The 24,827-nt window shown below is 50.4% G+C and carries 24 protein-coding genes and 1 pseudogene; 7 read left to right on the plus strand and 18 right to left on the minus strand.

Translation table 11 applies throughout. The features are described 5' to 3' along the window. Positions 1-360: 360 nt before the first annotated feature. Positions 361-1,584, plus strand: a complete 1,224-nt coding sequence (pncB, locus tag K334_RS0101475) for a nicotinate phosphoribosyltransferase (protein WP_027444399.1) — start codon at positions 361-363, stop codon at positions 1,582-1,584. Between the two features lie 6 nt (positions 1,585-1,590). Here the strand turns inward: pncB and K334_RS0101480 are convergent, their stop codons facing one another. Beyond that, on the minus strand, positions 1,591-2,235 hold the full coding sequence (locus K334_RS0101480) for a DUF4230 domain-containing protein (RefSeq protein WP_025880841.1): 645 nt from the start codon (positions 2,233-2,235) through the stop codon (positions 1,591-1,593). Further along, positions 2,225-2,893, minus strand: coding sequence for a DUF4230 domain-containing protein (locus K334_RS0101485; RefSeq protein ID WP_025880842.1), 669 nt, complete (start codon positions 2,891-2,893; stop codon positions 2,225-2,227). The genes K334_RS0101480 and K334_RS0101485 overlap by 11 nt, the downstream gene beginning before the upstream one ends. Positions 2,894-2,971: 78 nt before the next feature. Here K334_RS0101485 and K334_RS0101490 point away from each other — a divergent pair, with 78 nt between their 5' ends. Then, positions 2,972-3,580: a DUF4738 domain-containing protein gene (locus tag K334_RS0101490; RefSeq protein WP_025880843.1), complete on the plus strand. Its 609-nt coding sequence runs from the start codon at positions 2,972-2,974 to the stop codon at positions 3,578-3,580. A gap of 141 nt (positions 3,581-3,721) precedes the next feature. On the opposite strand, the gene K334_RS0101495 is transcribed toward K334_RS0101490, so the two are convergent. Genes K334_RS0101495 through K334_RS0101505 form a run of 3 tightly spaced genes read right to left on the minus strand, consistent with a single transcriptional unit; the run spans position 3,722 to position 5,294 of the window. After that, the gene (locus K334_RS0101495) at positions 3,722-4,108 is read right to left on the minus strand and encodes a hypothetical protein (RefSeq protein ID WP_021589083.1); all 387 of its coding nucleotides are present in this window, start codon (positions 4,106-4,108) and stop codon (positions 3,722-3,724) included. An 11-nt stretch (positions 4,109-4,119) separates the two neighbouring features. Beyond that, entirely contained in the window at positions 4,120-4,596 is a 477-nt protein-coding gene (gene ribH, locus K334_RS0101500; protein ID WP_021589026.1) for a 6,7-dimethyl-8-ribityllumazine synthase, read from the minus strand. After that, a complete protein-coding gene (locus tag K334_RS0101505; RefSeq protein WP_027444400.1) occupies positions 4,596-5,294 on the minus strand; it encodes a tetratricopeptide repeat protein in 699 nt (232 codons plus the stop codon). Before K334_RS0101505 ends, ribH begins: the two co-directional genes overlap by 1 nt. Positions 5,295-5,458: 164 nt before the next feature. On the opposite strand from K334_RS0101505, the gene recF reads away from it, so the two are divergent. Next, the gene (gene recF / locus K334_RS0101510) at positions 5,459-6,571 is read left to right on the plus strand and encodes a DNA replication/repair protein RecF (protein ID WP_025880846.1); all 1,113 of its coding nucleotides are present in this window, start codon (positions 5,459-5,461) and stop codon (positions 6,569-6,571) included. A 5-nt stretch (positions 6,572-6,576) separates the two neighbouring features. Then, the gene (locus tag K334_RS0101515; RefSeq protein WP_025880847.1) at positions 6,577-6,867 is read left to right on the plus strand and encodes a DciA family protein; all 291 of its coding nucleotides are present in this window, start codon (positions 6,577-6,579) and stop codon (positions 6,865-6,867) included. Positions 6,868-6,871: 4 nt separating this feature from the next. On the opposite strand, the gene K334_RS0101520 is transcribed toward K334_RS0101515, so the two are convergent. From K334_RS0101520 to K334_RS0101570, 11 genes are all read right to left on the minus strand, one after another. Next, the gene (locus K334_RS0101520; protein ID WP_025880848.1) at positions 6,872-7,423 is read right to left on the minus strand and encodes a 5-formyltetrahydrofolate cyclo-ligase; all 552 of its coding nucleotides are present in this window, start codon (positions 7,421-7,423) and stop codon (positions 6,872-6,874) included. 17 nt (positions 7,424-7,440) lie between these two features. Next, a complete protein-coding gene (locus tag K334_RS0101525; protein WP_027444401.1) occupies positions 7,441-9,129 on the minus strand; it encodes a S41 family peptidase in 1,689 nt (562 codons plus the stop codon). Positions 9,130-9,134: 5 nt separating this feature from the next. Further along, entirely contained in the window at positions 9,135-9,608 is a 474-nt protein-coding gene (locus K334_RS0101530) for a deoxycytidylate deaminase (RefSeq protein WP_025880849.1), read from the minus strand. After that, a complete protein-coding gene (locus K334_RS0101535; RefSeq protein ID WP_027444402.1) occupies positions 9,583-11,670 on the minus strand; it encodes a M3 family metallopeptidase in 2,088 nt (695 codons plus the stop codon). The genes K334_RS0101530 and K334_RS0101535 overlap by 26 nt, the downstream gene beginning before the upstream one ends. 104 nt (positions 11,671-11,774) lie before the next feature. Next, on the minus strand, positions 11,775-12,443 hold the full coding sequence (locus tag K334_RS0101540) for a Crp/Fnr family transcriptional regulator (protein WP_025880850.1): 669 nt from the start codon (positions 12,441-12,443) through the stop codon (positions 11,775-11,777). 32 nt (positions 12,444-12,475) lie between these two features. Continuing rightward, positions 12,476-13,510, minus strand: a complete 1,035-nt coding sequence (locus K334_RS0101545; protein ID WP_021589202.1) for an FAD:protein FMN transferase — start codon at positions 13,508-13,510, stop codon at positions 12,476-12,478. Positions 13,511-13,514: 4 nt separating this feature from the next. After that, entirely contained in the window at positions 13,515-14,210 is a 696-nt protein-coding gene (locus tag K334_RS0101550) for a DUF6048 family protein (protein WP_202899926.1), read from the minus strand. Then, on the minus strand, positions 14,158-14,637 hold the full coding sequence (locus K334_RS0101555; protein ID WP_025880851.1) for a DUF6452 family protein: 480 nt from the start codon (positions 14,635-14,637) through the stop codon (positions 14,158-14,160). Before K334_RS0101555 ends, K334_RS0101550 begins: the two co-directional genes overlap by 53 nt. Before the next feature lies 1 nt (position 14,638). After that, a complete protein-coding gene (locus K334_RS0101560; protein WP_021589163.1) occupies positions 14,639-15,589 on the minus strand; it encodes a glycosyltransferase family 2 protein in 951 nt (316 codons plus the stop codon). Between the two features lie 20 nt (positions 15,590-15,609). Next, a complete protein-coding gene (locus K334_RS13245) occupies positions 15,610-16,161 on the minus strand; it encodes a DUF4199 domain-containing protein (protein WP_025880852.1) in 552 nt (183 codons plus the stop codon). A 288-nt stretch (positions 16,162-16,449) separates the two neighbouring features. Then, positions 16,450-17,031, minus strand: a complete 582-nt coding sequence (locus K334_RS0101570; protein ID WP_036889786.1) for an RNA polymerase sigma-70 factor — start codon at positions 17,029-17,031, stop codon at positions 16,450-16,452. A gap of 255 nt (positions 17,032-17,286) precedes the next feature. On the opposite strand from K334_RS0101570, the gene K334_RS0101575 reads away from it, so the two are divergent. From K334_RS0101575 to K334_RS0101585, 3 genes are all read left to right on the plus strand, one after another. Then, a complete protein-coding gene (locus tag K334_RS0101575) occupies positions 17,287-18,306 on the plus strand; it encodes a FecR domain-containing protein (protein WP_025880854.1) in 1,020 nt (339 codons plus the stop codon). A 154-nt stretch (positions 18,307-18,460) separates the two neighbouring features. Next, positions 18,461-21,694, plus strand: coding sequence for a TonB-dependent receptor (locus K334_RS13250; protein WP_161625369.1), 3,234 nt, complete (start codon positions 18,461-18,463; stop codon positions 21,692-21,694). Between the two features lie 11 nt (positions 21,695-21,705). Further along, positions 21,706-23,340: a RagB/SusD family nutrient uptake outer membrane protein gene (locus tag K334_RS0101585; protein ID WP_027444403.1), complete on the plus strand. Its 1,635-nt coding sequence runs from the start codon at positions 21,706-21,708 to the stop codon at positions 23,338-23,340. A 250-nt stretch (positions 23,341-23,590) separates the two neighbouring features. Here the strand turns inward: K334_RS0101585 and K334_RS13255 are convergent. Both K334_RS13255 and K334_RS15435 read right to left on the minus strand, forming a co-directional pair. Beyond that, positions 23,591-23,950: pseudogene (locus K334_RS13255) on the minus strand (transposase); the annotation flags it as partial. Between the two features lie 121 nt (positions 23,951-24,071). Continuing rightward, positions 24,072-24,737 (minus strand): WbuC family cupin fold metalloprotein, encoded by a 666-nt coding sequence (locus K334_RS15435; protein ID WP_025880856.1) that lies wholly within the window; start codon positions 24,735-24,737, stop codon positions 24,072-24,074. Positions 24,738-24,827: the final 90 nt, after the last annotated feature.

Genomic DNA, 24,827 nt, shown 5'->3' on the forward strand with positions numbered 1-24,827 from the left:
GCACTGCTTTCTGCGGCTGAAAGCAATGCTTTTGAAACGGCATGGGGCGACGGCTGCGAAAGGCCTGCATTTCAGGCTCATCCCGAAAAGCGTGTAAAGTAAACGGTGTCAGAGTCGGTTTGTAGGAGCATAGCCAAGGCGGTAGTGCGCAGTGCACCATGACTATGCTCCTACAAACCGACTCTGACACAGTTTACTTTACACGCTTCATCCCGAAAGCGGACACGCGGCGGACAGGCAGGGCTTGGCCTCCGCGCCACTTAGGTGCAACAATTGTTAACAGTCCAGGCTTTTTCAGGGCAAGGTGGCTGGTGTAAGCGGATTTATATTTACCTTTGCGAGGACTAACAATGCGTATTTATGCGACAGATAATCACTCATTTTACGGACGACGACCTCTACAAGTTCTCCATGTGCTGCGCGGTGATCGACAATTATCCGCGGGCCCACGTGCAGTATTCCTTCGTCGACCGCGACGACACGGTCTATCCCGACGGCTTTGCCGAGGCTTTGACGGAACAGATAGCCATGTTGGAGAGCGTCGTCATCACGGACGAGGAGATCGGTTTCATGCGCAGCCGCTGCGGATACATCCCCGATTGGTTCTACACCTACCTGAAAGGCTATCGCTATCGTCGCGAGTGGGTGAAGGTGTGGCAGGACGAGCGCAACCATCTGCACATCGAGTTCGAGGGCAACTGGTCGGACACGATTCTGCTGGAGGTCAAGGTCTTGGCCATCATTTCCGAACTCTATTACATGATGACGGGGCAGGTGGAGCAGCTGGACTACGAGGGCTATTACGCCAAGTCGTATCACAAAGCCGAGAAACTGCTGGCCGCCGGCTGTGTCTACAGTGACTTCGGGACGCGCCGCAGGGCTTCGCGGCAGGCCGAGGACATCGTGGTGAGGGCGATGAGCGACTGCTACAGGTCGCGGGAGTGGCCCGGGCGCTTCGTAGGAACGAGCAACGTGTATCTCGCCATGAAGTATAGCGTGCAGCCTGTGGGCACGATGGCGCACGAGTTCGTGTGTGCCATCGGCGGCATGTATGGCCCGCAGATGGCCAACCACATCGCCATGAACAACTGGCGGTGCACCTTCAGAGGTGCATTGGGCACCTATCTGTACGACAGTTTCGGGTGGGACATCTTCAACAAGAACTTCTCCGAAGACTTTGCCAACCTATTCAAGGGCTTGCGTGTGGACAGCGGTGACAACTACGAACAGCTGCAAAAGATAACGGCCAAATACCGTTCGCTGGGCATTGACCCGAAGACCAAGCAGGTGATTTTCAGCAATGCGCTCAATACCGACGAAGCCATTGAGATACAGAAATACGCGAAAGACCTGTGCCTGCCTTCATACGGTATCGGCACTCACTTCACGAATGACTTTGAAGGGGTGAAGCCGATGAACATCGTCATCAAGCTGGTGGGGGCCAAGATCACCGAGGCGTGGGACTTCTACAATGATACTTGCAAGTTGTCGGAGGACGACGGCAAGCATACGGGCAAGCCCGAGGTGATTCGGCGGTTCATGGAGTGCCTGCATTTTCAGGAGAAAGCGCGGACAGAAGCGTGACGGAGGCTATCGTCGCTCTTTGCTTTCGTCATGGAATCTGACCTGGACGAAAGTGAATCCCATGGCCGTCAGCAGGCGGTCGAACTGTCTGCCGGCGTTTTCCTCTGCGCTGCGGATGTTGGCCGGCGTCATGCAACGCTTCAACATGGCGCGGTAGGCTTTGTCGTAAAGCCGTCCGCGGGCCCGCTCGTCCCATGTTCCGCTTTCATGGAAGGGGCGCGTCTTGGCCTCGTCGATGAAGTCTTTGTCGAGCAGCCGGATGGGCGGCAGCGTGGCCTTGATGGTGTCATGGTCGACCTTGAGCCATCCGGGAGCGGCGTCTTTCAGGTCGAAGCCGAGGCGAAGGGTGCCATAGTAGATTCTGACCAGTTCGCTGTCGCCGAAGAAACCATGGCGCAGCGTGTCGACAAGCTCCTCATCCGTGATGGTGAGAAACTCCCATTCGCCGATGGATTCGATGGCGCGTATCTGCGTAGGAGTCAGCTCTATCTTCTTGTTCTCCGAGATGGAGAGACTGAAATTCCTGTTCACGAAGTGCAGACCTATCGAGAGAAGCAGAACGATGGCGACGCCGCCTGCAACCGCAAGCCATACGTGCCTGCCGATTTGGCCGACAAGACTGTCGACGAAGAGGGAGCGCTTATTTCTCATGTTCTATTGTGGATTTGTCAATCAGCGTTTCTATTTCACTTGCCGTGAACCGCTTTCTGAACGTGATGGTGATGTCGTCCTGCCGATAGCCCATCTGCCGGATGAGCGGAATGAGCGTCTTGGCCGCGTTTTCCTTCGCCACAGTGATGATGTCGAGCGATGAGATGTCCTTGATGATAGCCGCCCTACCCTGCTTTTCCAACGCGCTCAGCTCCTCGTCGGTAAAGCGTGAGCGTGCAAGAGCGACATATTCCTTCACTTCGTCGTGGGCGATTTTGGTGCCGGTCAGCACCAGTTTCGGGTCGGGCAGTATGATTTCGATCTTGTCGCCGTCTTTCCTTACATTCTTTTCAGAGAAGTCCTTGAAGTCGATATAGGCCTTGACGGTGGCGTCCATCGGGATGGCCACCTTGCGATTGCTCAGCGGCAAGTCCAGTTGGAAGCTTCTGTCGAGCAGAGACCCCTTGATGGTCTTGGCGTCGTTGTGGGTGATGATTTTGCGCAGATGACACTCCGTGGTGTACAGTCTGGACGTCTTTTGAATCTGGAGAATCATCATCGGGACCGTGTCCAAGTTACCTTCGGCCGACTCCGATTTGCCGCCGCGACACGAAACCATGGCCACAGCCGCGCATACAACAAGGATAAGATTCTTCATATCAGGCTATCTTATTGTGCAAAGATAGTGCAAAGCACGATATTTTTATTAACTTTGCGGTATTAATTGTACACGAACATGAATAAATCCTTTCATTTTTCGCTGGCTGCATTGGCGGGAGCCGTCTTGCTGACGTGCGCCAGTTGCAGCGAAAAGAAGAAGTCCGATGTCATCATTACGCACAAACCCGTGGTGAAAGTCTCCAAGACGATCGCCAAAGTGGGCGACTACAAGCAGGAAAGAGAAGTGGAATGGCTGGGCGCACGCTACAAGGTGATTGTGGAGCGCAAGGCCGACGGCAGCCTGCCGGTCGTGGACGACGGCACCGGGTCGAAGTTTTACGACAACGTCATCACCGTCACCATCAGGCGAAAGGACGGTTCGGAGTTCTTCCACCGCTCTTTCAAGAAGACGGACTTCGAGAGCAAGGTGGATGACATCTATCGGAAGAACAGCGTTTTGCTGGGGATTGTACTCGACACGGCCCAAGGCAACCACCTCGTCTTTGCCGCAAGCGTGGGTTCGCCCGACAAGATGAGCGACGAATACGTACCCATGGTGATGAAGATAGACAACCGGGGAGGCGTATCGATAGCGAAGGATTCGCAGTTGGACACGGCTTCCGACCGCCCCATGCCCGAAAAGAAGAAGACCGAAGCCGAATTGTCGGAGGAGGAAGGCATTTAGCGCCCCTATCCTCCGTCTGTTTGCCGGGCCGTCATCGCCTTTCAGGAACGACGAGGCGCAATCCCACTTCGCGACGGCCCATCAAAAACGCGGAAACATGTCAGACATGTTTCCGCGTTTTTGATGATTTCGACTTGTCACCTATCGCTTGAGCAACGCCTTGTGGGCCGTTTCAAACTCCCTGGGATAGTCTCCCAAGAAGCAAAGGTTGACCAGACAATTGGCCAAAACCTCCACATCGCTGAGGTCGACGCCCCGCTCCCGGGAAACCTCTTTCCCAAGGCTGACTTCCCATGAGCCTCTGAAATCGGCATCATTCGCCCCCATATATTGCTCACCCTTGCCGCCCGGCACATCCATAATCTTGTAACGTATCGTCTTGCCGGAGGCGACCGGAGTCATATTCGTCAGAATGTCGTAAGCCTTCTGGAGCGGTTCGCGATATTTGGAAGTGCCTGGAAACATCTGGTTGATGGCCGGCATGATTTCGTCAAACTCGTAAGCGAGCAGTAATTGTTGAAGTTTCATAAGCGTGTTGATTAGAACTTGGCCATCTTGATGGCGTCGACGGCACATTCGTCACCTTTGTTTCCCAGTCGACCTCCACTGCGATCCTGGGCTTGTTGCAGGTCGTTTGTCGTCAGCAAGCCATAGATGATGGGGATGTCCTGGGTCGCGTTCAGGTGGGCGATACCATAAGTGACGCCCTCACAGATGTAGTCGAAGTGCGGCGTCTCGCCTCTGATGACACAACCCAGAATGATGATGGCGTCATAGCCGCCGTTCAGCACCATCTGGCGTGCGCCATAGACGAGTTCGAAGCTGCCGGGCACGACCTTGACATGGATGTTCTCGGGGATGGCCCCATGCTTTTGCAACGTCTTGACAGCCCCTTCGAGCAACGTTCCGGTAATTTCGGGATTCCATTCGGACACGATAATGCCGAAACACATGTTGCTTGCGTCCGGCACTTTGGTGGAATCGTAATCGGAAAGGTGATGTAATGAGGTGGCCATTATTTGTTGGAAGTACGTTCGATGTATTTGTCTATCTCCTGGCTTTGCACCAAAGCACTGTTGACATACTTCTCCTTAATATCCCGGTACAGCTTGAGCGCCTCGTCATTCTTGTTCTGGCTCTCAAGAATCTCTGCGGCCTGGAGCAGGAATGTGGGTGAAATGCTGTTGTTGACGCCGTCTTTCGCTTCGCCGTCGGCCATGCTTGCGGCTTTCTTCAGGTTGCTGACAGCCTTGTCAAGTTCGTTCACATGAGCGTAGGCATTGCCCAAAGCGGCAATGGCGGCAGGGCTGATCATCGCGTCATCGGCAGGAGAAAAGGCGTCAAGATACTTGACGGCGTCGTTCCATTTGTTGAGGTTTGCGTAGCTCAAGCCCGCATACAAGTTGGCCAAATTGGCCGCATCGGTGCCGCTGAAGTCAGAAGTAATCTTGACAAAGCCTTGGTATCCGGCTCCATCGCCATTCAAAGCCTTGTCGAACATTTCGTTGTTGAAATATTCCTGACCCTTCGCCAAAGCCGTGCTGGCCTTGTCTTCGCGCGGTCCGGAGTAGTAAGCCTTGTAGAGCATGCTGCCGGCTATGATGACCACAAGCGCGCAAATAACGCCGAGAATCATCTTTTTGTTCTTGTTGAAGAAAGCTTCTGACTGGTTGAGAACTTCTGCCTCAACGCCTTGTTCTTTTTTGTTTGCCATTTGAATTATATGTTTTATTATTACGCTAAAGGAATTGTGTTAAGTCGTGTGATACCGCATACGACGTAAGCGCAGCAAAATTACTTATTAATTCTCACATATTGAAATTTCTTTATTGTTTTTTTCGTCTTTCAATACCAAAAGGACTAACTTTGCAATGAATTATGATACTCGATAAGATTTCAATTATCAATTACCGTAACATCAAGGCTGCATCGTTGCGGATGTCGCCGAAAATCAACTGTTTCATTGGCAACAACGGCGAGGGAAAGACCAACATGCTGGACGCTATTTATTACTTGTCGTTCTGCCGAAGCGCCTTCAATCCGATAGACTCGCAGGTGATTCTTCATGACGCGCCCTTCATGACGCTGGAAGGAAGGTACCGCTTGGACGCCGGAGCCGAAGAAGTCGACGTATACTGCGGCATGAAACGGGGACAGAAGAAGCATGTCAAGCGAGACCGGAAGGAGTACAAGCGGCTTTCACAGCATATAGGGCTGGTTCCTCTCGTGTTCATTGCGCCGTCAGACATGGCTTTGATCGATGGAGGAAGTGAAGACCGAAGAAAGCTGATGGATGTCGTCATCGCCCAATATGACAACACTTACATGGATTTGCTGAACTCCTACAACAAGGCTTTGCAGCAACGGAATGTCCTGCTGAAGCAAGAGACTGCGCCAGACCTTGCGCTGATGGAGCTTTGGGAGGAGCAGATGGCGGAGACCGGGACGCAGATTCATCAAAAACGTGCAACCTTGATAGACCAGTTGACACCTGTCTTCCAAAACGTACACGGCTTGATTTCCAACGGGAGAGAGGCCGTCTCCCTGCGTTACGTCTCACATGGGCAGCGAGGGAGCCTTCTTGAAACGATTCAGCGCGACCGCATGAAAGACATGGCGGTGGGCTATTCACTGCACGGGATTCATCGCGACGACCTGGAAATGCTACAGGATGGCTATCCGGTGAGGCGGGAAGGCAGCCAGGGACAAAGCAAGACGTTTGTCTTGGCACTGAAATTAGCACAGTTCGAGTTCCTTAGACGCACATCCCCCGACAATGTCCCGCTGCTCCTGTTGGACGACATCTTCGACAAACTGGATGCAAGCAGGGTGGAGCAAATCGTCCATCTGGTTTCGGGCAGCGGGTTTGGCCAAATCTTCATCACCGATACCAACCGCGACCATCTGGACCATATCCTGCGGCATACATCGCAGGATTATGCGTTGTTCAACGTGAACGAGGGCGTGTTTGCGCCCGAACAATCCATTTGAAAACCATGTTCAAACGTGAAGTAAAGTCGATAGGAGAATTGCTCCAAAAGGTCTTGCGCGCAGAAGGGTTCGAAACTCCTCTTTTGCAGAAGCGGCTCATGGATTCGTGGGGGACGGTCGTCGGGCCTACCGTAGACCGCTATACATCGGAGAAGTTCATCAAAAACCAGACGCTTTACGTCAAAATACAGAATCCGGCCTTGCGCCAAGACTTGTCAATGATGCGTGCCCAGTTGGTAAACCGCCTGAATCGGCAAGTCGGCAGCCAAGTCATTACGGATGTAAGAATCTATTAGCGCCTCATGGCTGCATTCCGTTGTCTATCACTTCGTCCATTTTGATGTCGTTTTCATCGGTAGGGACTTCCTCTACGCATTGAAAATCAAAGCAAACACCTATTTTATAAGCATGCTTCAATTGTGACAGGAATCTGTCATAATATCCCTTCCCCCGCCCGAGACGATTCCCCTCCTTGTCAAAGCTCATCCCCGGAACGACAATCGTGTCAATGTCTTCCAGCGCACGGAAGCATTCCCCGGCCGGTTCAAGTATGTGGAACGATTGTCCTTGCCGCAAGTCTTCCTTCCCCTTGTAGACTCTCGCCTCGATGTTCCGGTCATCAATCATCTTCGGCAGCAAGACCGTCTTGCCCAACCTGACCAATTCGTCGACCAGCTCGTGCGTGTATATTTCATCCGACAGCGAGTAATAGACCATGACGACGCCCGCTTCCTTGACCCTTGCGTGATTCAACAACTTACGAATGGCAGGAAGCGACAACTCCCTCAACTGCCGTTCGGTAAATTGCCGCTTCCTTTCTCTAATCTCTTTTCTCAACTCTTGTTTCTGCATAGCATGCTCCTATATTGTCACTCCTTGCCGGCACCATTTCTCTTGCCAAGGGCTGCCCCATCTTTGGCAGCAGCCTTGCGGGGGGCAGGCGCTTGTGGGAACGCGACCTTGTCACGGAACACTTTCAGCGCAGTCATGATGACAGGATCATTTTGATTCAGGTATTTGTTCCATGCCTCTTCGTCCAGCATGTTGTAGATAATCCTGCTGTTGATGTATCGCTCCAGCAACGGATAGCTTCTCCTTATCATCAAGTTGCGACGTTGCAGCCCATGCGCATCGGCGTAGTTGGCGAATTTCTCCACCGTATTTTGCTTGACAAGGTAATCGTTCAGTTGCATCATCTCTTTGAAAGTGTTCAACTTGGGACGGTTGTCATCCGTATAGGTGAACGCGAACTGGAGAATCAGGCCACTCATGCTGGCCTGTTTGTAGTATGAAGTGACATTGGTCGTGTCTTCAGGAACGAAGATGTCCGGCGTGACACCTCCCCCACCATAGACCACCCTGCCATTGCTGGTGTGGTAGGCCGGGCCGTTGTGCTTGATACTGTCTTGCGAGAAAAATTCGCCGTGCTGGTATCGCGACATCAAGTCCTGCATGTAGCTTTGATCTTCTCCACTGGTATAGGGCTTTTGGATACAGCGTCCAGACGGTGTGTAGTACCTGGCCACCGTCAGCCGAATCATGCTGCCGTCGGGAAAACCAATCTGCTGCTGCACAAGACCTTTGCCGAAAGAGCGTCGGCCGATGATGGTTGCCCGGTCATTGTCCTGCATGGCTCCGGCAAAGATTTCGGAAGATGAAGCAGAACCTTCGTTAATCAACACCACCATTGGGATGTTCTGATAGCTGCCGTGACCGTCAGACTTGTAATCCTGCCGTGGAGACTTGCGCCCCTGCGTGTAGATGATCAGCCTGTTCTTGGGCAGGAACTCATTTGCAATCTGCACGGCGCTCTGGAGATAGCCTCCCGTGTTGTCGCGCAAGTCTATCACCAGATTTTCAAAGCCATTTTGCGACAATTTAGCCAAGGCTATCAACAGCTCCGGATAGGTCGTCTGACCAAAGCTCTTGATGCGGATATAGCCCGTTGTGTCATCAAGCATATAAGTGGCCGAAATACTCTTTTGTGGGATTTCACCACGTGTCACCGTAAAGAACTTGGTCTTCTTTTCTCCATAGCGGATGACGCCAATCTTCACTTTCGTGTCCTTGGGCCCTTTCAACCGGCGCATGGCTTCATCGTTTGTCACGATTTTTCCAACAAAGGGCTTGCCGTCCACACTTACAACCTTGTCTCCAGCCAGCAGTCCCGCCCGTTCGGCCGGTCCGTTCTTGATGACATTCTGCACGTGGATGGTGTCCTGTCGGATTGTAAACTCGATTCCCACGCCTGAGAACGAACCTTTCAGGTCGTCGTTGGCCGACTGTACATCCTTTGCGCTGATATAGACAGAGTGGGGATCCAGCTCTGCCAATATCTGTGGAATGGCTTGGTCTACCAGCGAGTCGATGTTCACCTTGTCCACATATTGGTCGTCGATAATATGCAGCAGGTTGTTCAGCCGGTTGCTTCCGCTGTTGATAATGTTCAGTCTGTTGCCCGAAAAGTGATTGGCAAAGAAGTTTCCTATCAGTATTCCAATGACAATGCACAGCGTCATCAGGATAGGCATGTATCTGCTTGTCTTTTTCTGATCCATCGTTTCTATTTGTTTTGTTCTGAACCTTGAAGTTCTTCCCGTACAGAAGCTTCTTCCGGATTCATGTATTCCACTTCGACACCGGCTTTCCTCAGCAAGGCGATACCATCTTCCAATCGGTATTTCTCTGCGTACACCACCCGCTTGATTCCGGATTGGATAATGAGCTTGGCGCATTCAATGCAGGGTGCCGCCGTAACATAAAGCGTACTTCCATCACTGTTATTGCTGCTGCGCGCCAATTTTGTGATGGCATTGGCTTCCGCATGCAACACATACGGAAACGTAGTGTTCTCCTCACTCTCACACACATTGGGAAAGCCACTGGGCGTTCCGTTGTAGCCGTCGCTGATGATCATTTTATCCTTGACGACCAGCGCGCCCACCTTCCGTCTTTGGCAGTAGCTGTTTTCCGCCCATATTCGTGCCATCCTCAGATAGCGCAAATCCAGTTTATGTTGCTTGTCTTTTGATTCCATTCCTTTCCAATAAAGCGTTTATATTAGGTTCTCCTCCTCGGAATCGTTTATAAAGAGTCATCGGGTGTTCTGTTCCACCCTTGGATAATATTTCGTCTCTGAAGCGCTGGGCGGTCTTGCGATTGAAGACACCATCCTTCTTGAACACACTGAAAGCGTCGGCATCCAGCACTTCTGCCCATTTGTAACTATAATATCCAGCAGCATAGCCGCCTGCCATGATGTGTGAGAATTGGACGGTCATGCACGTGTTGTCCAATTGCTCTGTAACAATGGCAGCCTTCCAGGCCTCTTTTTCAAATGGAATGATGTCGTCCGTAAATTCATTTTGCTTTGTATAATAGGCCATGTCAAGCAATCCGAAACTCACTTGGCGCATACAAGCGTAGGCAGCCATGAAGTTCCTGCTCTTCACTATCCGTTCAATCAGTTCGTCGGGCAAGGGTTCACCTGTCTGGTAATGGAAGGCGAAGGTTCGTAGGAAGTCTTTCTCTATAGCGAAATTCTCCATAAACTGCGACGGCAGTTCCACGAAATCCCACCATACATTGGTTCCACTAAGACTACTGAAACGAGTGTTGGCAAACATACCATGAAGTGAATGTCCGAACTCATGAAGAAAAGTCTCCACCTCGCCCAATGTCAAGAGGGCAGGTTTCTCGTCCGTCGGCTTTGTCAGATTCATCACCACGCTGACATGGGGACGCACATTGTTTCCTTTGTGGTCGACCCATTGGCCTTGAAACTCCGTCATCCACGCGCCTCCCTGTTTGCCTTTTCGGGGATGGAAATCGGCATAAAAAACCGCCAGATAACTCCCATCATGGTCAAACACTTCGTAAGCTTTCACGTCGGGATGGTAAACAGGGATGTCCTTGTTTTCCCTGAAAGTGATTCCATAGAGTTTCTCGGCCAGCCCAAAGACACCATTTATCACCTTGTCCAATTGGAAATAGGGGCGCAACATTTCAGCGTCAAGATTGTATTTCTCCATTTGCAACTTGTGCGAATAGTAGCTGAAGTCCCACGGCCGCAACTCGAAGTCCTCGCCCTCCAGAGTCCTTGCCAGCCGTTCTATCTCCGCCACTTCTTTTTCGGCCGTAGGCTTGTAGGCGTCTATCAGGTCGTTGAGCAACTTGTAGACATTACCAACATTGGTTGCCATGCGATGTTTCAACACGTAGTCGGCATAGGTTTCGAATCCCAACAGCTGGGCCATCTCCCTGCGCAAGTTCACCAATCGCTTGCAGATGGCCAGGTTGTTTTCGCCGTTATCGTGAATGCACTCGGTATTCTTTGCCATGTAGAGTTCTTCCCGCAGCGTGCGGTCTTTGGCATAGGTCATGAAAGGGGAATAGCTCGGAAAGTCAAGCGTGAACATCCAGCCCTCCTTTCCCTTCTCTTTCGCAGCCAGTCGTGCCGCTTCCTTCGCCGTCTCGGGCAAGCCTTCCAACCTATTCTCGTCTGTTATGTGCAATTCGTAGGCTTTGTTTTCTTTCAGCAAGTTCTGAGAAAACTGCAACGTCAGTATGCCGGCTTCTTCTGTCAGCTTCCGCAACTTCTCTTTATCAGCCTTATCCAGCAGCGCACCACTCCTGACAAAACCGTCATAGCTTGTTTCGAGCAACATCTGCTCTTCAGGAGTCAGTGCCCGATGGTGCTCATATACATATTTAACACGTGCGAACAACTTTTCATTCAGGCTGACGTCGTTGGCATGTTTGGTAAGAATCGGACTCATTTTCTGGGCCAACTCATCCAACTCGTCGTTGGTCTCCGCACTCAGCATGCACGAGAATACGTTCGACACCCGATCCAACAAGTCATAATAATGCTCTCCTTTCGACGTGTCTACCCGAATGACCGTGTTCTCAAACGTAGGTGTTTCAGGATCGTTGATGATCTTCTCTATCTCTTCATCATCGCGCCTGATACCTTCCATGAAGGCTTCTTCGTAATCTTCGGTATGTATCTTGCCAAAAGGGACGGTGTCGTGTGGAGTGTCGTAGGGTACAAAAAAAGGATTGACTCGTTTACTATTCTCTATACGCTTCTCATTCATACTATGCTCACATCTTATATAATAGGTGCAAATTTATAGAAAAAAAGGCAGATGTTTCGTTTCGTATCGGCAGAATTATTAAATATTAATCAATTTATTTTTCTTTAGAATAGTTTTTCCAATTGAGGAATCTCAATGCGTCCCCGAGACAGATGGACAAGTCCTTGGGCCTGCAGCTCATTCAAGACCTTCGATACGTCGAGCCTACTGTCATTCATTTCTTTAGCCAGCTGACTCATCTTGATTTTGAAAGTCACACTCCCGGCAGGCCGCAGACACCGATCAGCTATAAATCTGACAATGTGCTCTGCCAAGGTCGCTGGTGCCTGACGATAGTTTTTCTGCCGTAGTTTCTGGATTTGCGCAGACAACAGATTGAGCAGATTAATCTTGAAAATGTTGTAAGAGTCGGCCAGTTGCAGTATTTCCGCCTTGTCGATTGTGATGAAGTTGCATTGCTCCAACGCCACAAATGTTTTGGTATAACGTTGTCGCAATCCAAACAGATTCTCCGGCTGCAAGATATCAGGGGCGGTCATCACCTCTTTTATTTCATAAGAATGGTCGTCGCTACATGTCGTCACTTCCAGCCTGCCAGCCTGTAGCAAGTAGGTGCTGCAGCACATGTCGCCCTCTCGGACTATCGTCTGCCCCTTGTGATATTTCTGAAATCCCAGCTTTGTACGCTCAACAATCGTTTCCAAATCGCTCTCGTTGAGTCCCAGAAAAAGAGGAAGTTCCAAAAGCCTGTTGTAAAGTCCAATTCCCTCCATACCTTATACAGCCTGTCTGTCCATGCCTTTCATTATTGTTTAGAGTCAATCAATCCTTCTGAATGCCACACCTCGTTGTCACCCTTGCCATTGGCGTAGATGAAATAGGCTTTCAGTTCGGGGTGGTGTTCCAATACGGCTTTGGCCCGCTCTATGCCCATGACCATAAATGATGTTGCATAGGCATCGGCCATGGCACAACTTGGAGCAATGACAGTGGCCGAGAGCAGGCTGTGTTGTACGGGACAACCCGTTTTCGGGTCGATGGTATGGGCATATTTCTTTCCTCCTTTATAATAGAAGTTGCGATAGTTGCCGCTGGTGGCCATCGCCCTGTCTGTTACATTGAGCACAGTTTGCAATTCCTGATTGGCAGAAAGAGAGTCATCACTGGGCTTGCTCACACCTATTTTCCAGGGCAACCGCTTCTCGCTTACACCACTCGTCACCACTTCGCCGCCAATCTCTATCATGAAGTTCTTGATGTCATGGCGTCTCAACAGCCGCGCCACACAATCACTTCCATAGCCCTTGGCGATGGCACTGAAATCAAGCATGACGGCCATGTCTTTCTTCCATAGAGTCCTTTTGCCTCCGACCTTCTTTACTTCCAGTTTGTCCATTCCCACGTGTCGCCGCATGCTCTTCACACTGTCAAGTGAGGGCAGCTTCTGATTCTTGAAACCAAAACCCCACGCATTGACAAGCGGCGCCACCGTTATATCGAAGGCTCCGTCAGTATCCTTGTTTATGTCGACTGCCATTTGAAACACCTCTTCAAACATGGAACTCATATTCAAACGTCCTGTTTGATTGAAAGCGGTTACGCTCGATTGCTTGTTGAACATAGAAAACTCATCGTCCACTTTCTTCAGTTCAGCCTCAATCTTGCCCTGAAGGTCGTCGTTACTCTGATACGTCACGTGATAGACGGTACCAAAGACGAAACCTTCGTTGTGTTGATAGACTGTATTTTTCTGTTGCAGAATGATGGCTACAGTTCCAATGATGAGAAATAGCAGAAACACGATCTGCCAACCTATCTTTTTCTTCTTGAGTGTTGTCATCTGGTTAAATTTCAATGCTGATGTTGAATGTTCCGCCCAGCCGGGTGTTGCCAGATCGTCCGAATCCAGGCACATACCATGCTTCGCCCATGTCACCGTGACTATGCGCAAGTCTCCGCTTGTATCTGACACTCCATCCCATCCTGAAGCCTCCCCATATCTTGGCGTCAATGCCGAACACGGCTTCCAACCAATGGTAGTCGCATTTTACGTCGGTGGCATTGATAGGAACTTTGTCGCGCCATACGGGGTCGGTAATGCCCGGACTTGTCATATCGTAGCTGAATTTGGTGTAGGCATATCTGAATCCGCCGTACAGACGGTAGGCGTCGTGCTTGTTTTTCATCAAATTGAAGTCCAAGCCTGCCCTTGCATAGGGGGCGCTGGTCTTGAAAGTGAGACGTGTCGACGGATCGTCGGCGTCAGCCTTGCCCAATCCAACTTCTACGACGGGGAAATACTTGTCTTTCAAATTTACGCGCACGGCACCCTCATACTGTCCATTGCTGCCGAAAGCCAGCTGCGCCAGACCGACCAAATCCACCGACGCTTGTATGCCACGAAACAATGGTATCGTATCGGCAACCGTCGGCACGATGTTCTTGGCCTGCTGAGCTCCTGCGGGAATCAGTGTAGGAAGCAACAGGCTAATGAATGTTGCTTTTAAGATATAGGTGGAAACTACTCTTGGAAATTTCATTGGTAACCTGTTTGTTATTGACCCCTATTGAGTCAATGAAATGTTTGGTATAGCGCACGTCCGTAATCTCATGAAAGATGATGGGATTGCAGTCCACGGCTTCAAAGTGAGGCTTGTCTTTTTTCGAGACTATCACCGTGTCAAGAAGCGTTCCCGTGGTGCCTTCCGACTTGAAGTAGAAGACATCCTCATGCCTGTTGTAACTCATGGGCAACTGAAAACTGTCCGTGGAGACCAACTTATTTAGGACTACACTATCGTTGCCGTCACCCAAATCTGCCGTCACGGTCAACGGATCGGCCAGCGTCTTGACGTCTCCCATCAATTTGTAGGTTGTCGCCACGCGCGTGTTGAGGGAGCAGTCTATGGTGGAACACGCCCCCACGAACAAAGCTATGACAGCTATAAGCCAAAATGATTTGCGCATGTCAGATTTCTTTTTCTATCTGGTAATCGTTGCGGTTGGGATTCTGTCGGGCCAGCAGGTCACCCAGAAACCCGGCCAGGAAGAACTGACTGCCCAACAGCATCGTCGTCAGCGCGATGAAGAAATAGGGCGAATCGGTGATGAGGCGTTGCGGAATGCCATTGGTCAACGCATAGAGCTTGTCCACACCGATGCACACCACGGCTATAAAGCCAATCAGGAACATGATGCTACCCAGGAAACCGAACACGTGCATCGGTTTCTTGCCGAAGTTAGTCAGGAACCATAGCGACAACAAGTCGAGATAACCGTTGATGAAACGGTTCAAGCCGAACTTGCTTTCGCCATATTTCCGGGCCTGATGGTGCACAACCTTTTCACCAATTTTATCAAATCCCGCGTTTTTGGCCAAGTATGGGATGTAGCGGTGCATCTCTCCATACACCTCTATGTTCTTCACTACTTCGCGGCGATAGGCTTTCAGGCCGCAGTTGAAGTCGTGCAAATTGTGAATGCCACTTATCTTTCGTGCCGTAGCATTGAACAATTTTGTAGGTATGGTCTTCGACAGGGGATCGTAACGTTTCTGTTTATAGCCTGACACCAAGTCGTAGCCGTCTTCCATTATCATCTTGTAAAGTGCCGGAATCTCGTCCGGCGAATCTTGCAGGTCGGCGTCCATCGTGATGACGACATTGCCTTCTGCAACCTTGAAGCCGCAATAGAGGGCCGGACTCTTGCCATAGTTGCGACGAAACTTGATACCTCTCACATTGGTGTCTTCCCGTCGCAATTCTTCTATCACCTCCCACGAACGGTCTGTGCTTCCGTCGTTTACAAAAATGATTTCATAAGAATATTGGTTGGCGTTCATCACGCGCTGAATCCAGTTGTGCAATTCCGGCAAAGACTCATCCTCATTATAAAGAGGTATAATCACTGATATATCCATATCTGCTGTTTATGTTTGTTTTATTTTGTTCGTGTCGTTTCATTGCCATGGCGGCCGACATCCTTTCGCTTGCAAAGCAAGGCTATCACCACGGCAAGCGGCGTGCTTACAATAAGATAGTACATCATGAAGACAAAGGATATTTGCAATGCTGACAGATGACTGATGATGTCGATGGAGTCATACAGTTCTTTGGGGTTGCTGCCCAAAGCTTGATAGATGGCTGCACTGTCCTTGATTCCCTGTAGGAAAGTACTGAAAAACTGGCCTTTGTCAAAAGCATAGAGATAGATGAAAAGTCCGAAAGCAAAAAGAAACGAACCGTTGAAAAAGGTGTAGACACTATAGGCCAGGCCACGTCTGAACGAAATCTTGCCGCCGAGTGCATCATCTCTGAATTTGCGCAACATCCATCCCGCAAAAAAAGGAGTGCAAATCATCATGACTCCGCCAAGAGCCAGGTCAGGAAAATAGAGCGTCAACAGGAAACTTACAATCCAGTAAGCTCCCATAAAGACTCCGTCTTGCCGCGCATACGCCTTTAATTGTCTGATTGTTTGAAAGTCAACCACTTCTTATTATACATATTTAAAGTTCCGCAGAATCCACGTTTTTATAGCTAATGAAGTTGATGGAGTGGAGAGCTTTCAAAAGAAATCGGATTCAGAGAGATCGACTGGCGCCCTCAACTCTTATGATTTCTCATAGCATCATGAACTTGCGAAAGTTTCATAACCATTATGATGTTGCAAAAATAGCCAATTTCAGCCATATAACAGATATCGGTCTTTGAAAATAGTGTTAAATGGCTGTTTCTTCGTTCGGAGCTACATGAACAGCCTGCCTGACGTCAAACTTGCTTAAAACGTACTCGCACCCATACATAACAACACGAATGGATGATAATCCCGCAAATCCCGATGAAGCTGTTTCAACGCCTGCTGTATGCGATAATCCACTGTTTTCGGTGAGACCTGCAATATGTGCGCAATCTCTTTATAGGAATGATTCTGAAAACGGTGCATAACAAAAGCCTCACGGTACGTTGGAGGCAACCTGTCTATGGCCTCTTGAATACGCAGAAGCAACTCTCTTGCTTCTAGTTTTTCATCTCCCGATGGGGTCGTATCGACCAACAGAAGCCGATATTGCGTCTGCGCACGCTGCCGAGCCGACTGACTTTCGATGCACGAGAGGCACCGCAGGTGCACAGCCCGGTAGAGATAGGCCTGCAAACTGGTATGAATAGAAAGATTCTCATGGTTCTGCCATAGCCACAAAAACACGTCCTGCACAATCTCCTCCACATCTTCAAAACTTACATACTGGTAAGCATGGCTGCAAAGCGGCTGATAGTATTTTCGGAAAAGGGCATTGAAACCAGCCCGTTCTCCAGACTGAAGAAGTGAAAGTAGTTCTGATTCTTGATCTGTATTTGACATGTTCATGCGATTAACGGGGGGGCTCTATGCCGGACGAGAATGACAAAATATTTTCAACCCTACAAGTCAGAGTGGCTATTGGGTGCAAACTTACGCAAAAATATCGTGTCAGACACATGTTTTCTGGATAAAATTTGCAGGCTGCCACAAAATAGAATATGAATTGCATGAAAAAAAAAAAAACGAAATCTTGTTTAGGAACATTTCATTTTGCCCCGTCATATTATAAAACGAAAAGACCTAAACGAACCTTTCATGAACCGAACCACACTGCACATCGAAGAACTACTACCCCGCTACATGGAGGGCACACTTGATGAAGACCAAGTCCGCCAAGTGGAAGCCTGGCTGGCCGCATCGCCCGTACACCGGCAGACAGCCGCCGACATGGCGAAGGTCTATCGTAGCTTCGACGACCTCTATATAGTCGGCCATACAGACACCGAAAGCGCACTCCGGAACGTCAGCGCCCGCATACGTCGGACGAGATTGACAGTCGTCATAAGGAGACTGGAGCGCACAGCAGCCGTTCTTTTCATTCCGCTGCTGCTTTCTGCAGGCATATTGTTCTATCAAGCTTTCCACACCAAACCCGCCGAAATGCTTTCGGTAGCCACCAATCCCGGCATGACAGCTACCGCCCTACTGCCCGACGGCACGAAAGTGACGCTCAATTCCAACTCCCAGCTCACATATCCGGCACGGTTCGATGGTGATGAACGGCCGGTCCACCTTTCGGGAGAAGCTTATTTCGAGGTGACAAAAAAACAACGTCAGCCATTCATCGTCAACACCCCCTACCATGCACAGGTGAAGGTCTACGGAACCCACTTCAACGTGGAAATCGACGAAGAAGCGCGCCAGATTATCTCTACACTGGCTGAAGGGTCGATTGGGCTCAATTACCGGACAGCTTCCCACCGATGGGACGAGCGGACGATTCTGCCCGGGCAGCAAATCGTATACTCCATCGACAGACAGAACGCTGTGGTGTGTAATGCCGAGGTGGATGTGGCCACGGCATGGAAAGACGGCAAACTCATCTTCAGAAACACCCCGGTCAAGGCCGTTCTGCACAGCTTGGGCAAACGGTTCGACGTGAAATTCGTCGTGCGCAATCCCAGAGTATACCGCAATTCGTTCACGGGGACACTCGACCATCAGCGTCTCGACCGCATTCTGGAGATTCTTTCCCTGTCGTCAACCATGAAATTCCGACATTTGCCCAACGCCGACATCAGGCAACGGACACAAACGATAGAAATCTACGAATAGAACATAACAGACCTATTATCTAAACTCCAAAACCTTATGAGAACAAGATCACCTGCAATCTTACATGCGGGCGATGCAAAGCGTCGCACCATGTGAATCGGAAATGTTCATCAAATCTTTTTCTGAAATCAATTTTCCAACAAACAATCTCTATATGAAAAAGCCTTTAAATTTATCATTACTACCCGGCAACATCAAACAGACAGTACTGCTGGGAACCTTTGCCATGCTGACCGCATTGCCCACTCTGGCACAAAAGGTGACACTCGGAAAACATGTGCAGACTGTCAAGGCTGCCATGGAAGCCATCGAAAAGCAAACCGGTTACAAGTTTTTCTTCAACAACAGCCTAGTCAACACAGCCCGAAATGTCGATGTCAAGGCCGACAGCAAGGCCCTCAAGACCGTACTGAACGAACTGTTCGCCGGCTCTGATGTCAGCTATGAACTCGTTGACAAGACTATCGTGCTCTCCACAGGAAAACAGAAAGACCAAAAAACACAACAAACCGAGACCACCAAACACAAAGTGACGGGTATCGTCATTGACGCGAAAGGTGAACCCATCGTAGGTGCTACGGTGAAAATCAAAGGAACCAGTACCGGAACGCTATCCGATTTGGATGGCAACTTCACCATCGAAGCCTCAAGCAACAACACGCTCCAAATCTCCTATATCGGTTTTGCCAGCCAGGAACTGGCTGTAGGCAACCGTCATGCCCTCAAGATAACAATGGCGGAAGACGACAATGTGCTGAACGAGGTCATCGTGATTGGCTATGGCAGCGTGCGTAAGGCCGACCTGGCCGGTTCCGTGTCGGTCATGAGCGACAAGGCCTTCAAGGATCAGCCCATCAAAGATGTCAGCGAGGCTTTTCAGGGCCGCATGACAGGTATCAACGTGGTACAGAGTGGCGTGCCGGGTGGAAGCGTCAAGATCCGTGTACGCGGAACAAGCTCCATCCATCGCAACAACGATCCGCTCTATGTTGTGGATGGTATCGTGCGCGAAAGTGGACTCGACGGTATCAACTCCGAAGACATTCAAAGCATTCAGGTGTTGAAAGACGCCTCTTCCACGGCCATCTACGGTAGCCGCGGCTCCAACGGCGTGGTACTCGTACAGACCAAGCAGGGCAAAAAGGGACAGCAAGCCGTCACCTTCGACGCCAGCATGGGCTTTGCCAACGCCTATCACATGCCCAAGGTGATGGGAACGAAAGAGTATGCCCAGGCGCTACTCGACGCCAACAAAGTGACGAACAAGGCCGAACTGCAGCCCTATCTCGACGGAACGAAGCCAGGCATAGACTGGATGGACGAGATTCTCCGCACGGGAACGGTACAGAACTACAAACTGGTCATTTCCAAGGGTAACGCCGATACGCAATATTACATCAGCGGCAGCTATCTGAAAAACAAAGGTGTGGTCGAAAGCACACAGTATGAACGCTACCAGGCCAAGCTGAACGTACACTCCACACTCTACAAATGGTTTGAAGTGACGGGCGACCTCGACTACAGCCACGGCAAGAGCCTGGGCGGAGGATTCACCATGGCACAGGACAATCCGCTGTGGATTGCCCAGAACTATTCTCCCACCATGGAGATGAAGGATGCCTCCGGCAAATACAACCTTGACCCCTACAACTCAATCCAGCACAACCCCTATGGCATGCTTACGGCCAATGCCAGCCAGTATCGTACTGATATCATCAACGGCCGCATTGACTTGAAGTTCAACATCCTGCCTGGACTGACCTTCACTTCCACCAACGGATTCGACTATTTCGACGGAAAGAGCTACAGCTTCTCCACCGCCCGCGTCTTTCCCCAAAGCGGCATGGGCAACAACGACAGCCAGCGCATGATGCTTCAGTCCACCAACAACCTTACTTACATGGGCAACTGGGGCAAACATTCGCTGACGGCCACGGGCGTCTTCGAAGCCAGCCAGAGCACAACACGCATGATGGGCCTGTCGGGCAAGAACCTACAGTCGGAATCCGTAGGCTGGTGGGACTACAACAATGCGTCGAGTCGCTCCGGAAGCAATGGCTACAGCAAGTGGGGACTGCTCTCCGCAGTAGGGCGCGTGATGTACAACTACGACGACCGCTACATGCTGACCGGGACGATGCGTGCCGACGGAAGCTCGCGCTTCAGCAAGAAGAAATGGGGCTACTTCCCCTCCATCGCCGCCGCATGGACTGTGAGCCGTGAGAAATTCATGCAATCCGTCACCTGGATCAGCAACATGAAGGTGCGTGCCAGCTATGGCCTCATCGGCAACCAAGGCGTTCCGGAATACGCGACGCTCGGCAACATGTCGATGACAAGCTATGACTTCGGAACCTCAACCAACTACACGGGCTACTGGGCCGCCAACATCGCCACCCCCGAACTGACATGGGAAAAGAGCAAGCAGTTCGACCTGGGTCTCGACATCAGCTTCTTCAAGAACAGATTAGAGTTGTCGTTCGACTACTTCAACAAGAAGACCACCGACGCATTGCTCCACAAATCCCAAGCCAACTATCTGGGTGGCAGCAAATACTGGATCAACGCGGGTGAAATCAGCAACAAGGGTTTTGACATCGCACTGACCGCCCATGTATTGGAAAGCTCCAACTTCTCATGGACTACAACCCTGAACGGCTCATACTTGAAAAACAAGGTTGAGAAACTGACCTCGGAAGATCCCGTGCTCTATGGCAACAGCCCTTCGCCCGGCACCGTTGAACCATCGACCATCGTCAAGGAAGGAGAATCCATCGGTACTTTCTACGGTTACAAGTGGGCCGGACTCAACGCCGACGGCCTTGACAGCTACTATACGAAGGATGGTTCCATCACGACCAAGCCGCAAAGCGATGACCGCCAGGTGTTGGGATGCGCCAATCCTGACTTCACTCTGGGATGGAACAACACTATCAACTACAAGAATTGGGAGTTTAATGCTTTCTTCAATAGTGCCTTCGGCGCTCAGCGACTCAATCTGGTGCGCTTTGCCATGAACTCCATGGTCGGTGCTTCCAAGTTCGTCACCGACGCCAACTATCTGAAGGAAATCGGCAAGACCATGCCGGCACTCAATGCTGTGGGCAACAACAACCTGGGCAACTCCAGCAAATGGATTGAAAACGCCAACTACCTCCGCTGCGAGAACATCAGCATTGCCTACAACATCGCCCGCAAGTACACACGCTTTGCCGACATCCGGGTGAGCTTGAGCGCACAAAACCAGTTCACCCTGACAGGCTACAAGGGTGCAGACCCCTCCGGTATGTCGTTTGCGGCAGGTAATGTAGACATGGACAATGGTATCGACATGGGTACCTATCCCAACCCGAGAACCTTTACTTTCGACATTCGTTTCAACTTCTAACTGACTCCAACATGAAAAATAAAATATTCGTAGGCTGCCTGCTTGCCGCGTCAGCCTTCACCTTCCAGTCATGCAGCGACTTTCTTGATGAAGCCCCCAAGGGACAACTCACGCCAGGCAACTTCTTTTCGTCGCAGAGCGACATCGACCAAAGCCTCTATGCACTCTACACGCAGGTGAACCACACACAGAACTACACCAACCCCGGCTATCCGCAATGGCAGGGAGACGACATCACTGCCAATCCTGGTTCGAACAAACAGGCCTGTGCCGAAATGGACAAATTCGGCATTTCAGACAACAACAAAGGTGTAAGAGACGCATGGCGTCTGCACTACAACCTAATCAAGGCTGCCAACCTCATCATCGACGGAGCCGAGAAGGCGCCTGTAGCCAAGGAAAACATCGACATCGCCATCGGCCAAGCACGCTTCTGGCGCGCCTATGCCTACTACTATCTGGTGCGCATTTTCGGCCCGCTGCCCATAAATCTCCACAATGTAAACGATAACGGCAAGACGGAGCTGACTGATGTGAAAGGCATTTACGACCTCATCTTGAACGACCTTGAAGCTGTAGACAAGCTCAACTTGCCCTCTTCCTACAAGACGGAACCTGCTCATCTGTTTGGCGTCGATGTATATGTCACCCAACAGACCGTGAAGTCTACGCTGGCAGCCGTCTACATGTCGATGGCCGGCTACCCGCTCAATCTGGGACAGGCGTATTACGCCAAGGCCGCAGCTAAGGCCAAGGAAGTAATCGACGGAGTGAACAGCGGCAAGTATGACGCCAAGATGGAAACAGAATGGAAGAACGTTTACTCCTATGGCAACAACTACAACAAGGAGACGATCTTGGGTATCAACTTCTCGCCGACCAAGAACTGGTCGACCGACTCTGAATTTTCAAGCTGCTGTCTCTTTGAAAGTCTCGGAGGATGGGGCGACGCCTGGGGAGAAATCAAGTTCTGGAAGAATTTCCCCGACGGACCGAGAAAGCGTGCGGTCTACGACCCGCAAATCCGTCTGGCTGACGGGAGCCTTGTAGACTGGTGGGCCCTCGACGACACCGGCAAACCTGTCGTGGCCGAGTATCACCCGATGTTCTCCATTTTCACCATCAATGCCGACGCCAATGGAAAGGAAGTGAAGGCACCATACGACTATACCAAGCCAGCATACGGCGGCATGTGTACCGACACACGTCATCAGTTGATTCGTTATCCTGAAGTTTTGTTATGGTATGCCGAGAGCGCGGCCCGCAGTGGTGGCGACTTGACATTGGCCAAGGACTGCCTGAAAAAGGTCCGCGCACGTGCCGTTGATGGTGCGACCGCCCAAGTCGTGGACGGCACCAACATCGACGCCATGAATGCAGGGCAGCTGGCTGAAGCCGCAGTCAAGGAGCATGGCTGGGAGATAGCTGGCAACTGGGTGGCTTTGGTGACACGCCGCAGCGACGAATTCCGCCTCAACAGGCTCAAAGACAATTTTGAATACCGCAAGGCAAACGCGCCGTTGGAAGTTGCCAAAGACTTCAAGGCCAAGGAAAGTGTTGCCGTGACGGGCAGCTGGACTGAAAACATGAACTACATGCCCTACCCCGGCGGCGAAGTGGAAAAGGATCCAAATTTGAAAAGGTAAGCTGATAATTCAATATCCAGATCCACGGACTTTCTCTTTTCGTGAGAAAACGGAAACGCCCTAAAACAGTGGCCCCTCAACCGTTTTGAGTTGAGGGGCTGTTTTGTCATCATCGAGATATACAAGGTTGTCGGCAACTACCGCCGCCAGTGACCTCATCAGTTCCCAAGCGCTGCATCCCCCGACTCTGTTCACGAAGAACCGAATCGAGAGAAGCTTGTATATGCCTATACTTGAGTTCGGGATAAGTTTAGCATGAAAAAAGTTCCAGCTGCCTTGATTTTTCCACATACACCGGCAGTGCCTCCGGCTTGTTCTCAAAGAAGCAGTATGCCGTAAGGGCAGAACACAAGTTCATGATAAATTTGTGTATCGAGCGGTGTCTCGAGTGAACGAGGTTGGCTTTGTTCTTGAGCAGTTCGTTAATGCACTCGATGATGTATCTTTTCCTCAGCATGATCTTGTCCCACATAGGCATCAGTTTGTTCTTCATCTTAGCCTTGAGCCCATGAACGAGTTGGATACCTTGACCGAACAGGCTCTCGAAGAGTTCCTGCTTGATGTATCCTCTGTCGGCGAAGACCTTCCCATACAAGACCTTTACAAAAATAGCCCCCTATCACCAGGACTTTAAAGGGTCAATCATATCATGGCCAAGGTGGGCTATCCTGTTTGGCCAAAAGGGGCAAAGTAGAGTGGCTTTTCCACCATTACATTATGATTTTAGAAATTTACTCATTCATATCTTTCATCACTTTTTCCACTTCTTCCAACGGTACATTCAGCATTCGAGAAACATAGAGAGGTGTGATGACATCCATACTTCCAGAATGACGTTCCATGCCAATCAGGTACTCGATATTCTTTTCGAGGTCGCCAAGACTATTTGAGAAAGTCGAATAAGTCGGTATTGTTTGTCCTTTCTCAATTTTGAAGGCATCTAAAGTCTCACTACCGTCTTCTCCATACTTGCCGTCCTTTGCCTCGAATATCACGCTCGGTTCAATCACTTCCACTGTATGCCAAGTACCTTTCGGTATCTGGCAACCATATTTTGCTTGGGCAGGACAAATGTGGATGCGCTGCATTTCACGATACTCCACCTTGCGAGTAACGTCTTGTGCATCCATACTCTGTTGAAAGTCCTTTGAAGAAGTATTCTCATACGAAACGACTTCCTCGTAAATCACTTCGTCCAACTTGCCGCACAGACAGACAACCGTCTCTGTGCTGTAGGGATGCCTATGTATTGGCACCACTGTTCCCGGCAGCAGGGCATTCAGCATACGCTGACTTATGTCTGTTGGTGATGTACGCAGGTCGTAGTTCTGACGCAAACGAGGGTTCTCTGTGGCTTGCTCAAAGAGCTTGCCTAAAAAGTCTTTTCCGATTTCCATAGATTTCAAGTGCGCAAAAACACGTACCCTATAAATCATACAACTATTATGGCCTGTATAATTTGTAGAATCCGTGTTCCATGTTGTTTT

The organism is Segatella baroniae DSM 16972 = JCM 13447, assembly GCF_000426585.1.
GTDB lineage: Bacteria > Bacteroidota > Bacteroidia > Bacteroidales > Bacteroidaceae > Prevotella > Prevotella baroniae.